Below are 13,044 nucleotides of genomic sequence, written 5' to 3' on the forward strand. Positions count from 1 at the left end.
TAATATAGATGTAAAATATGATAAAAGTAAATCTATAAATAAGTCTAAAGATGAAATTAAGTTTGAAAAATCTATGTCTAATATAAACCAGTCCATAGTTATATTTATTTCTATTGTTTTGATTTTATTTATAATAATATTTATAATTTTTAGGGTCATAAATAGAAGAAAGTTTAGAAGGAGATAAGCATGAGCAGATTAACATTTATAGATTATTTATTTTTATTATCTTTAATTTCTATATGGGCTATTCTTTTGATAAATATTATTTTGGCTGCTAGTGGTTATATTTACTATTTAAAAAATATTAACTTTAAGGATGAAAAATTAGGGGAATATCCCTTTGTTTCTGTATTAGTTCCAGCTCATAATGAAGGAAAGGTCATCGGTAAAACTGTAGAATCGTTACTATTATTAGATTATCCAAGAGATAAAATGGAGTTAATAGTTATAAATGATAATTCAAGTGATGATTCAAAAGATATACTTCAAAGTATTAAAAATAAGTATAGAAATTATAATTTCACAATAATAAATACAGATAGTACAACTGGAGGTAAAGGGAAATCTAATGCATTAAATATTGGATATCAAAGTGCTAAAGGTGACTTTATAGCTATATATGATGCAGATAATACTCCGGAAAAAACTGCACTCAGATATTTGATTCAAACTATAGTAAAAGATGATAGATTAGGTGCTGTTATAGGAAAGTTTAGAACTAGAAATAAACATAAAAACATATTAACTAAATTTATAAATATAGAAACACTAAGTTTTCAGTGGATAGCACAAGCCGGCAGAAGACAGTTACTAGGGCTTTGTACAATACCTGGAACAAATTTTGTGTTAAGACGTACTACCATTGAAAAATTAGGTGGATGGGATACAAAAGCTATTGCAGAAGATACTGAAATAAGCTTTAGGATATATAAAATGGGTCAAAGAATAACTTATGTTCCTCAGTCTGTAACTTGGGAACAAGAACCTGAAACGATGAATGTATGGATAAAACAAAGAACTAGATGGGTTAAGGGTAACATTTATGTACTTGTTAAATACATAAAAAGTTTATTTAAAGGAAAACAAAATAGAGTAATATTTGATATTTTATATTTTTTTTCTGTATACTTTTTATTTTTATCTTCAGTTGTAGTTTCAGATATAATATTTATTTTAAGTTTATTTAATATAGTAGAGGTAACTATACCTTTTAATTTTTGGATTGTATGGATTTTATCATATATATTATTCATATTACAAGTTAGCATAACTTTAACTATGGAAAAAGGCGAAGGTGGACTTGAAAATATATTTTTAGTAGGTTTAATGTATTTTACTTACTCACAAATGTGGCTAATAGTTGCTATTAAAGGAATGTTTGGATATTTTCAAGATGTATTTTATAAACGAGAAGCTAAGTGGTATAAAACAGAAAGATTTTAAGGAGGTGCCTAATGAGGCTAATTACTATAATTATATCTTTGGTTCTTACTTTTTCAAATGTAGGATTAGCATTTGCAGAAAATGAAAATGTAAAATCATATAAATTTCAAGAAGATGTAACTATAAGTGGAGTTGTTGGGAGTACAGAAAAATTTATTGATGTGCCTGAAAATTGGGATGTAAAGGATTTAAAACTAAACTTGGTATTTACTAAAAGTGAGCTTTTAAATACTAAATACTCAACTATAACAGTTTTTGTAAATGGACAACCAATCAATTCTCAAAAACTAGATGGGAATAAAGAATATAAAAAACAAATGACAATAGACATACCAAAGGATAATATAAAGCCAGGGTATAATAGTATATCTATAAAAGCTTATAAAACTATATCAGATGAAATCTGAGTGGATGACGCTAATACTGCTAATTGGTTAGTAGTTCATAAACAATCAAGTATAGATTTGAAATACACATTAAAAGACAATTCTAATGAAGTAAAAAATTATAACAATACATATATAGACAAAGGAAATAGTGAATATTTAAATACAACACTTATGCTTCCTGATAACTATAATAGCTCACAGTTAAGTGCTATTGGAAATTTAAGTTTAGATATAGGTCAAAAGTTAAAAATTGAAGATTTTAAATTAAATGTTAGTTTAAAATCTCAATTTAATGAAAAAGACAAAAATATAATTTATGTAGGTGGACTTAAAAATACAACTAGTGATTTTTTGAATTTATTAACTAAAGATGAAAAGGAAAAAGCTAACGAAAGTGCTGTTGTAAAACAGGTAGCTTCTCCATTTAATAAAGATAAAAAAATGTTACTTATAATATCAGACAATGATAGCGCATTAGAAAATGCAATAAGATTAATAAGCAGTAATAATCTTATAAATACATTAAATTCTAGTAGTGTTATTGTAGACAAAAATAAAGACGTTTTAGATATAAAAGAAAACAATAGCAATAATATTGATTTAAAAAATTTAGGATATGGGGATATTTTGCTTAAAGGTCCATTCTCTCAAGAAACTAACTTTGATATAGATATGCCTAAGAATAAAGTTAGTACAAGTGGATCTAAGTTTAATCTTAACTTTAGATACTCTAAAAATCTAGATTTTGAAAGGTCTTTAGTCACTGTTTATGTAAATAATACTCCTATATCAAGTAAAAAATTATCTATGGCAAATGCTGATAATGATAGTTTGGAAGTAATATTACCTAGTGATGTTTTAGGAAAAAATTATTATCAAATAAAGGTTGTATTTAACTTAGAATTAAAAGATTTTATGTGCGTTACAAGAGATTCTGATAATCCATGGGCATATATATTAGATAGTTCTTTTGCTGAGTTCGACTATAAAGATAATAATAATTTAAACTTTAAATATTATCCATATCCATTTATAAACAATGGAGAAGCTAATAATTTAAATATTGTAGTACCTAAAGAATTAAACTCACAGGACTTAAGTAATATTGCTAATATAGTTGCATATATGGGAAGAGATACAAAATATAACACAGGGAAATTAAAAATCTTAAATGATGAAGAATTTTCAAGTGAAAATAAAAATGGAAATCTTATTATAATAGGAACTCCAAGTGAAAATAAAGCTTTACAAGATATTAATAATGATTTATATATCAGGTTTAATAAGAGTTTTACTGGATTTGAAAATAATAAAAAAATCAAGTTTATAGATGATAGTTACTCAAGACAGTTGTCAACTATACAACTTATTAAATCTCCATATGATAAATCAAATAATGTAATGATAGTTTCTTCTATTGATAAGAACAGTTTAAGTTCATCAATTAGATACTTAAGTGATATAAATCTAGCGAAAACAATGACTGGAGATGCTATTGTAATTAACAGAGATGGGACAATACAAGATTTAAACTTTAAGGAAATAAAAGGTGAGAATGATGAAGATAATAAGGATAAGCAAAATGATTTCAAAATAGATAAAGAAGGTAAAATTTTTATAGGTGTAGCTGGATTTTTATTTATAACGATATTGATCTCAACTATACTGTTAGTATTAAAATATAGAAAATAACTAGGAGAATATATGAAGAAAATAATTATTTTTACAATTATATTGATTTCAATTGTAGTGATTATATTTGTATCTAAACCTAAAAATAAAATACCTGAAAAGTTAAAATCTGTAAGTTTATCAACTGATTATGATATAAATCAATCATTAAAAGATATACAGATGTTAGATGCAAATACTGTTAATGTTCCTGTTGTTATAAATATAGCCTCATTAACATCTAACAAAATGAGTATAGATGAATATAGCAAAAACAAAGCTATAGAAATGGTTAAAATATTAAAAGAAAAAAATATAACTGTAATATTAGAAGCTTTTCCATGGATAGATAATGGAAGTAAATATGAAACTGATTATAATCCTAATGATAAAGAAAAATTTTTTTATGACTGGAAAAATATACTTTCGGTTTTAATTAATGAAGTAGCTAATCCCTATGATGTAGATATTGTGAATACTGCATCAAATTTTAATAAGCTAGAAAGATATCAAGACAATTGGTGTGAAATAATAGAGTTTACTAGAAAAAACTTTGATGGATTAGTAACTTACAAAACAACCTGGTGGTATACAGCTTCATGGGATGAAGAAAGTAAAAAACGCTATGAAAAAAAATTAAATAATAAGTTGTTTTCAAAAGTAGATTTTATATCAATAGCATCATATTTTGAGTTAAGTAATAAACCTATAAATACAGTAACTGAACTGGTAAACTGCATTGGTGGAACTACTGTTAATAATAGGAATCAAAATATAAAAGAAGAAATACAACGATTTTCTGAAAAATATAATAAAGAAATATTTTTTGGGGAATTAGGGTTTCCTCGCCTTGATTATGCAGCTACACACCCTTGGGATAGTAATGTATCTAGTATAGAGAATAATAAAGAACAAGCTAGATGTTTTGAGGCATATAGGATAGTTTTTGAAGATGAGCCATATATTAAAGGTTTTTCTATTTTTGCAGTAGGTGAAAAAAGTAAAGATAAAAAATTCTATCCATCAAACGATAGTATAAACATAATAAAAAAATGGTATAAATAAATATTGAAAGTAGGGCTATATAGATGGTTTATATATACCTACTTTCAATAAAGTATAAAAAACTAAGTTAAAACATGTATAGGGCTGCTTTCGTTATGAAAAATGGTGAGAAAAGTTGAAAATAAGAAAAAAATGGTTATTATGGATGTAATTATGATATTATAAATATACACAATATCATTTATATGGAGTAGTTTATGATTAATCAATTTAAAAAAATACTAAGCATTTTAATTATAGTTACAATTTTTATTGTATTTGTAGGGACAGGATATGCTCAAAATAAAGAAAACGATTCGGATGAAATTTTAAATGTAGGATTTTATGATTATAGTCCATATTACTATCTTGAAAATGGAAAGCCTTCAGGGTATTACAATGATATATTAAATATTATATGTGAAGATTTAGGCATTAAATATAAATATGTTAAAGTAGGAATATCAGAAGCTGTAAACATGTTAGAAAAGGGAAAAATAGATTTAGTTTTAGGTATAAATAGGACTCCTGATAGAATGGAAAAATTTTTATATACTAATAACTATATAGCTATTGAAACTTATGGAATTTACACTAATAAAAATATTCAATATGGTGATTTGCACGAATTAGAAAATTTGAAATTCGCATATATACAAGGAGAAGCTAACTCGGATTGGATTACAGACCTTTTAAAGAAAAATGGAATAAACATAATTCCAGTATCAGTAAATTCTTATAAAGAACTTAATAAGTTATTAGCAAATGGAGATGTTGATGCTAGTATATCTAATATAAATAGTAAGGATATTTATAATGCAAAAAAAATATTTGAGTATTCAGCAGGACCTGTATATATAGCCACAAATAAAGAATACTCACAACTTATAAAAAATATAGATGATCAACTAGAAGTTTATGAAAAAAGTAAAAACAATTCTATAAATAAGTTAGAAAAAATATATTTTGAAAAGAATTTAACTGTAAGTGAAAATAGTATTATCTCTATAGCGATTCTTATTATTGGAATTATAGTAGCTATGGCTTTTTTTATCTATAAAAGTAAATTACCTGAAATGAATAAAAAGAAAATACAAAACTCTATAAGAGATAAAATTGAAAAGCAAAAATATTTTTTACAATATCAACCTATAGTAAATCCAAAAGATCCAGTTATAATTGGATTTGAAGGGTTATTAAGATTAGAACAAAATGGGAATGTATTAACTCCTAATTATTTTATAAAAGATATAGAAGATAATAATATGTTATTTGAAATTTCTTTATATATACTTAAAAATGCTATAAATGATTATAAGATTATAAGCAAACATGAAAATATTAATAATAATAATTTATATATATCTATAAATATGTCATTAAAAGAAATTGAAAATGATAAATTTATACGATGCATATGTGATATAGCTAAAAATCTCAAAATGAAAGAAAAAAGTATTTGTATAGAAATAGTTGAAAGTGTTAGGATTAATGATTTATCAAAAATAACATGTGCTATAAAAAAACTAAAAAAATCTGGATTTATAATAGCTATAGATGATTTTGGAGTTGAATATTCAAATATAGATATATTAGAAAAATTAGATTTTGATATAGTAAAGCTAGATAAGTATTTTATAGATGATATAAATAATTCAATTATAATAAAAGAGGCAGTAAAATTTTTATCAAATATTTGTAAGGCTATGAATAAAGCAATCATATCAGAGGGTGTAGAACATAAATACCAAAGAGACATAATAAAAAATATGGATAATAATAAATTTTATATACAAGGATATTTTTATTCAAAACCACTCAATATAGAAGATATAAGTAAATTATATATTGATTAATATGAAGTAATGATTTATAATTAGATAAATTAAGAACTTATTAAAATACCTGTATAAATTTGACGATAAGGGTCAAGAGTTTCTACCAAATCACCGTAAATGATTTGACTACAGGAAGTTTATTTATTATATAAATAGTAAATATAAACTCCTGTCTTTTGGGCAGGAGTTTTTTAAAACTTTCTCATAGTATTTATGCAGGATACTATATTTCGGAGGAGTATTTATGAACAAGTTAAAAGAAAAAATATTGACTGAAGGTAGAGTTTCAGGAAATGATATATTAAAAGTTGATAGTTTTTTAAATCATCAACTAGATGTGAGTTTTTTAAATGAAATAGGAAAAGAATTTGCAAAAAGATTTGAAGGTAAAAAAGTAGATAAAATACTTACAATAGAAGCTTCAGGAATAGCTATAGCATCTATAGCATCGCAACATTTTTCAAATGTTCCTGTAGTATTTGCTAAAAAAGTAGAATCTAAAAATTTAGATAAAGATGTATATGAATCAGAAGTGTACTCATTTACAAAAGGAAAAAATTACACTATAAGAGTTTCTAAAAAATATTTAAATAAAGGTGAAAATATATTAGTTTTAGATGATTTTTTAGCAAATGGAAGAGCAGCAATAGGACTTAAAGAATTAGTAGACCAAGCAGAAGCTAATTTAGTCGGAGTTGGTATAGTTATAGAAAAAGGATTCCAAGATGGAGGAAAACTTCTAGAATCTAAAGATATAAATTTACAATCTTTAGTTGTACTTGAATCTATAGAAAACGGAAAAATAAATTTCAGATAAAAAGCTAGTTAAAACCTAGCTTTTTTTTTATTTATTATGAAAATTTACATAAGTGTATTAATTTGTAGAAAAAAATAGACGATATTTACTATTAAATGTAAAAAAAATATTATATAATATCAATACATAGGAAAAATATGGAATAAAAGGGGAGGTCCCATATGAGGCTAAAAATAAAACTGGTAATTGGGATTACCTTGGTTTTAATAATGATGGGGTTAACATTTATTATTGTAAATACGTTTATAAGATATCAGGAGGAGTTTGGAAAAACTGCTTGCTCATATAGCGAAGAAGCAGAAGTAAAATCTAAAAAAATCACATGAAACTAAACTGCGTAAGCAGTTTTTTTATATTGCTAATATTTAAAATATGTTACTATTTTGAAATAGTTGTTACGAATATGTAATACAAAATAATAGTTATATATAGTATAATTAAATTATAGGAAAATACGACAGGAAAAGACAGTAAGGGGGAATATGTATGAGCAAAAACATCTTTGAAAATCCAAATAATAACAAGAAAAAGATGAAAAAAAATGTAAAAAGAGCGTTTTTGCTAATGGTTGCATGTTTAGTAATATTTGGTTCGGTTAATAAGGTTAAAGCCTATGTAGATGAAACCATAAAAGAAAAACAAGAGCAAAAAGTAGCAGAACAAAAGAAATTAGCAGAAGAAGAACAAAAGCGTAAAGAAGCAGAAGAAGCTAAGAAAAAAATGATTGGGGTTAAGCACGGAGCAGAAAGTTATAGCTACAGTGCAGAAAAAGTTGCAGAAAAACTTAAAAATTATGATTACTCTAACAATGGTGAAAAGGTAGTGTTTTTAACATTTGATGACGGAACATCAACTACGGTTACGCCAGAAATACTAAAAATATTAAATGAAGAGGGTGTCAAAGCTACATTTTTCTTAACAGGTCAAAACATAGAACGTGGTGGAGAAAAAGCTAAAGAACTTATAAAGCAAGAGTTTAATGATGGTCATGCTATAGCTAATCACTCTTATAGTCATGATTACGGTATACTTTACCCAAACAGAACTTTAAACCTAGAAGCATTTAATGCTGATTTTAAAAAGACTGATGAAATATTAAAAGGTGTTTTAGGTCCGTATTTCTCAACTGAAGTTATAAGATGTCCAGGTGGTCATATGTCTTGGAAAGGTATGGAACCTTTAGACCAATACATGAGCCAACATAGTATAGCATCTATTGACTGGAATGCTTTAAGTGGAGATGCTGAAGGTAAGAAAAAAACTCCAGAAGAGTTATACAACTATGCTGTTAAAACTTCAGAGGGAAAAGAAATGGTTGTTATTTTAATGCATGATACTTATGGAAAAGAAAATACTGCTAAAGCTTTACCTCAAATTATACAATACTATAAAGATAATGGATATCAATTCAAAGTATTAGTATAGTCTTAAAGTATTAGTTTTTAAATTTAGGAAGCTATCTCTTAATTGAGATGCTTCTTTTTATATTGTAATAAGTAAGGTGATGGTAGTTATTAAGAAGAAAATAATATACTTCATATCTACTGTAGTAGTTATGACTATGGGGATATTATCGAGAAAGTTTATGTTTGTATTTCCAACTATAATTGCACCATTTGTAGGAGATATGCTTTGGGCTATGATGGTTTATTTTGGATTTAGATTTTTACTTACGAAATTAAGTGTTTTAAATACTATCATTATAGCAATTGCATTTTCATTCTCTATAGAGATAAGTCAGTTGTATCAAGCTAATTGGATAAATGAAATACGAGGTACTACGCTTGGAGGATTAGTTCTTGGTCATGGATTTTTATTTGAAGATCTAATTAGTTATAGTATTGGAATAATTTTAGGTGGATCAATAGATTTAATTATAAAATTAAAAATACATAAATAAAAAGATATAAGTTTTGTAATCAAAACTTATATCTTTTATTTATAAAAATTTAGTTTAAATATTCATCGATAGAGATAGCTACAGTTTTAGCAGCTACTACAGCCTCTATAACAGTTTTGGCACCGTGAGTTACATCACCACAAGCAAATACTCCATCACGCGTAGTATGACCACTATTATCAGTTAGAATAAGACCTCTATTATTAACATCTAGACCTTTATTATTAGAAACAATAGTATTTCTAGGAGTTTGACTAACTGCAACTAATATAGAGTCACATTCAAATAGTTTTTCGCTATTTTCTACAGTAACTAAAGATGATTTCCCATTTTCATCAAGTATTTTTTTAGTGTCAGCTAAAATAATACCTTTAGGAGTTATTTTAACAGGAGATTTATAAGTCATAAATTCAACTCCTTCTTCTATAGCTTCATGAATTTCTGCTTTAGTAGCAGTCATATCATCAAAATCACGTCTATAAGCAACATATACATCTTTAGAACCATAATGTTTAGCACTTCTAGAAGCATCCATGGCAACATTACCAGCACCTACAACTACAACTTTATCACCTAACTCGTAATTTTTAGGAGAACGTAGATAATCTATAGCATAATGAACATGTCCTAGGCTTTCACCTTTTATTTCAAGTCTTCTAGGATTCCAAACACCAGTACCTATGAATATAGCATCATAACCATCTTCGAATAGTTTATCTAAAGTGAGTACAGGACCTACAGTAGCATTTATCTTGAATTTAACACCCATAGATTTTAATATGTTAATTAAATTATCTATTATATCTCTTGGTAATCTAAATTCAGGAATACCATATCTAAGTATTCCACCTAGTTGATCATTTTTTTCAAATACAGTTATATTATAACCTTTTTTTGCGAGTTCTAATGCTACTGTAAGTCCAGCAGGGCCAGAACCAACTATAGCTATATTTTTATTGTTTTTAGGGCTAGTAGATACTGTAGCTTCTTCTAAAAACTTTCTAGAAATTTCTTCTTCTATTTTATAAAATTGTATAGGATCCCCCTTAATTCCACGTATGCAACTACCGGCACATTGATCTTCGTGAGGACATACTATTGAACAAACTGCAGATAAAGGATTGTTATTAAATAGAAGTTCTCCAGCTTCTTTTATTTTGTTTTCTTTATATAAATTTATAACAGTTGGTATATCAGTGCTTATTGGACAAGCACTTTTGCATCTAGCATTTTTACATACCAAACATCTATTAGCTTCTAAATTTAAATTTAACAAATTATCACCACCTATATTAAATTATATATTATTATATCCTATAATTATTATTTAGAATATACAAAAAGTCGAAACTTGTAAAAAGAATAGAAAGTTATGTAGAATTGACTATAAAATAAAGTGAATATATAATTAAAGTATACACTGGGGAGGGAATTATCATGCATAAAAAACTTATAAGTACTTGTATAGTATTATTAATGGGATTGATTACAATAGGCTGTGAAAAAAATGATAAAAAACAGCTTAATGTAAGTGTAGCATCGAGTTTAAAAGATCCATTATTAAAGATTGAAGAGTTATATGAAAAAGAAAATAAAGATATAGATTTAGTTTTAAATTTTGGATCTTCAGGATCGTTAAAGCAACAGATTATACAAGGTGCTCCTTGTGATATTTTTATATCTGCATCTAAGAGGTATATGGATGAGTTAAAGAAAGATGGATACTTACTAGATGATAATTATAAAAATTTAGTGAAAAATGAATTAGTTTTAGTCAGTAATACCAAAAATATAAAAAGTATAGAAGATTTAAAAAATGATGAATATAAAACTATAGGACTAGGAGAAGTAAATAGTGTACCTGTAGGTCAATATGCAGATGAGGTAGTAACTAATAAAGGTGTGAAAAATGATATAGAAGATAAATTTATATATGGAAAAGATGCAAAAGAGGTACTTGCATGGGTATTATCAGGAAATGTAGATGCTGGATTTTTATATTTAAGTGATACAAGTCATCATAAGAATTTAAATAAATATAAAATTGATGAAAAATTGCACTCACCTATAATATACCCTGTGGGAGTTATAAAAAATGCTGGAAATTTAGAAGAAGGAATAAGTTTTGATAAATATATAAACAGCAACGAAAGCAAGGAAATTTTGAAAAATTATGGGTATACTTTTTAAATAAATAATCAGTTAGATAGGAGATTTAAAACATGGATATTGCACCTTTAATTATATCTATAAAAACAGCTTTAACCGCAACATTTATAACGTTTATATTAGGAATTATAATTTCTTATAAAATGATGCTTTATAAAGGTAAATATGAAAATATTATAGATACTCTATTAACACTACCACTAATATTACCTCCAACTGTGGTAGGATTTTTTTTATTGCTAATAATAGGGAAGAATGGACCAATAGGAATTTTACTCAATAACTTTAATATAAATTTAATTTTTACATGGTCAGCAACTGTTATATCAGCCACAGTAGTATCTTTTCCCATAATGTATAGAACTTGTAAAGGTGCATTTGAACAGATCGACAATAATATGATATGTGCAGCTAAAACTTTAGGATTAAGTGAAAGACGTATTTTTTTAAAGCTAATTATTCCACTTGCGTATCCGGGAATAATAAGTGCAATAGTCTTATCTTTTGCTAGAGCTCTTGGAGAATTTGGAGCGACATTAATGATTGCGGGCAATATACCAGGAAAAACACAAACTATGCCAATAGCTATATTTTTTGCAGTTGAAAGTGGAAATATGAGTCAAGCTATGATTTGGGTTATGATTATAATTGGATTAGCTTCTTCAATTATAGTAATATCAAATTGTATATTGAATTCTAAGCAAAGTAAACTTGGAAAGGGAAAATAATATGTCATTATATATAGATATAGAAAAAAAGTTAGAAAACTTTAACTTAAAAGTAAACTTAAATCAAACTAATCAGATATTAGGACTATTAGGTGAATCAGGTTGTGGGAAAAGCATAACTTTAAAATGTATAGCAGGCTTGGAAACTCCGGACAAAGGAATAATTAAATTAAATAATAAAATCTTATTTGACTCTAAGAATAATATTAATTTAAAGCCACAAGATAGAAATACAGGATTTGTATTTCAAAATTATGCTCTTTTTCCTCATATGACAGTTAGTGAAAATATTAAAATAGGGTTAGATCATATAGGTAAAAATAAGCAAAATGAGATTTGTGAAAATTATATTAACAAATTTAATTTAAATACGATTAAAAACTCATATCCAAATCAATTATCAGGAGGTCAACAACAAAGAGTTGCCATAGCACGTGCACTAGCTAAAAAACCTGATATATTACTTCTAGATGAGCCATTTTCAGCTCTTGATTACCATTTAAGAGATACTATGGAGGAAAACTTAAGAAATATACTAAAGGAGTATAAAGGTGATGCAGTATTTGTAACTCATAATATAGATGAAGCTTACAGGGTTTGTGAAGATATAGCTATTTACGATAGTGGAATAGCTATAAAAAAAAGAAATAAAACGGATTTATTTAATAATCCTAAAACATTGAAAGAAGCTAAATTAACTGGATTTAAAAATATATCACGATGTAGAATTATAAATAATGAATTGGTATATGCCATAGATTGGGATTTGAATGTAACAGTTAGCAGTACATATAAAAATATAGAGTATATAGCTATAAGGGAAATTGATATTAAAATTAGTGAAAATATAAATAAAGATAGTCATAATATGAAAATTATAAATATTATAGAAAATCCATTTGATTATAAATTGGCATTGAAAAACAGTAACAATGATAATTCTTGTATTATTTATATAGTAGTTAAGAAAAATGAAATTAATTTGAATAATGAAAATTATATAAAAATAACTTTTGATAAAAAAAACATATGCTTATTTTAA

The 13,044-nt window shown here is 25.9% G+C and carries 11 protein-coding genes, 1 pseudogene and 1 riboswitch; of the genes and pseudogenes, 11 read left to right on the plus strand and 1 reads right to left on the minus strand.

What is annotated here, in order from left to right; genetic code table 11:
* Positions 1-189 precede the first annotated feature (189 nt).
* The 8 genes and pseudogenes from ACRCYC_RS12815 (at position 190) to ACRCYC_RS12850 (ending at position 9,105) form a co-directional block, all read left to right on the plus strand.
* The gene (locus ACRCYC_RS12815; protein WP_438619537.1) at positions 190-1,446 is read left to right on the plus strand and encodes a glycosyltransferase; all 1,257 of its coding nucleotides are present in this window, start codon (positions 190-192) and stop codon (positions 1,444-1,446) included.
* Between the two features lie 11 nt (positions 1,447-1,457).
* Positions 1,458-3,527: pseudogene (locus ACRCYC_RS12820) on the plus strand (cellulose biosynthesis cyclic di-GMP-binding regulatory protein BcsB).
* Between the two features lie 12 nt (positions 3,528-3,539).
* Entirely contained in the window at positions 3,540-4,571 is a 1,032-nt protein-coding gene (locus ACRCYC_RS12825; protein ID WP_438619538.1) for a glycoside hydrolase family 113, read from the plus strand.
* Positions 4,572-4,768: 197 nt separating this feature from the next.
* The gene (locus ACRCYC_RS12830) at positions 4,769-6,406 is read left to right on the plus strand and encodes an EAL domain-containing protein (RefSeq protein WP_438619539.1); all 1,638 of its coding nucleotides are present in this window, start codon (positions 4,769-4,771) and stop codon (positions 6,404-6,406) included.
* Between the two features lie 29 nt (positions 6,407-6,435).
* Positions 6,436-6,537, plus strand: a riboswitch (purine riboswitch).
* Positions 6,538-6,632: 95 nt separating this feature from the next.
* On the plus strand, positions 6,633-7,205 hold the full coding sequence (locus ACRCYC_RS12835; RefSeq protein ID WP_438619540.1) for a xanthine phosphoribosyltransferase: 573 nt from the start codon (positions 6,633-6,635) through the stop codon (positions 7,203-7,205).
* 161 nt (positions 7,206-7,366) lie between these two features.
* Positions 7,367-7,531 (plus strand): hypothetical protein, encoded by a 165-nt coding sequence (locus ACRCYC_RS12840; protein WP_438619541.1) that lies wholly within the window; start codon positions 7,367-7,369, stop codon positions 7,529-7,531.
* Positions 7,532-7,691: 160 nt separating this feature from the next.
* The gene (locus ACRCYC_RS12845; RefSeq protein ID WP_438619542.1) at positions 7,692-8,630 is read left to right on the plus strand and encodes a polysaccharide deacetylase family protein; all 939 of its coding nucleotides are present in this window, start codon (positions 7,692-7,694) and stop codon (positions 8,628-8,630) included.
* Positions 8,631-8,709: 79 nt separating this feature from the next.
* A complete protein-coding gene (locus ACRCYC_RS12850; RefSeq protein ID WP_438619543.1) occupies positions 8,710-9,105 on the plus strand; it encodes a DUF2809 domain-containing protein in 396 nt (131 codons plus the stop codon).
* A gap of 49 nt (positions 9,106-9,154) precedes the next feature.
* Here ACRCYC_RS12850 and ACRCYC_RS12855 read toward each other — a convergent pair whose 3' ends face one another.
* Entirely contained in the window at positions 9,155-10,381 is a 1,227-nt protein-coding gene (locus ACRCYC_RS12855; RefSeq protein ID WP_438619544.1) for an NAD(P)-dependent oxidoreductase, read from the minus strand.
* A gap of 161 nt (positions 10,382-10,542) precedes the next feature.
* Here ACRCYC_RS12855 and modA point away from each other — a divergent pair, with 161 nt between their 5' ends.
* The 3 genes from modA to ACRCYC_RS12870 are packed head-to-tail and all read left to right on the plus strand — an operon-like array spanning position 10,543 to position 13,044.
* Complete coding sequence (gene modA, locus ACRCYC_RS12860; RefSeq protein ID WP_438619545.1) at positions 10,543-11,295, plus strand: molybdate ABC transporter substrate-binding protein; 753 nt, start codon at positions 10,543-10,545, stop codon at positions 11,293-11,295.
* 32 nt (positions 11,296-11,327) lie between these two features.
* The gene (gene modB / locus ACRCYC_RS12865) at positions 11,328-12,002 is read left to right on the plus strand and encodes a molybdate ABC transporter permease subunit (protein ID WP_438619546.1); all 675 of its coding nucleotides are present in this window, start codon (positions 11,328-11,330) and stop codon (positions 12,000-12,002) included.
* Between the two features lies 1 nt (position 12,003).
* Positions 12,004-13,044: a sulfate/molybdate ABC transporter ATP-binding protein gene (locus ACRCYC_RS12870; protein ID WP_438619547.1), complete on the plus strand. Its 1,041-nt coding sequence runs from the start codon at positions 12,004-12,006 to the stop codon at positions 13,042-13,044.

The organism is Paraclostridium sp. (assembly GCF_051657365.1).
Classification (GTDB): Bacteria; Bacillota; Clostridia; order Peptostreptococcales; family Peptostreptococcaceae; genus Paraclostridium.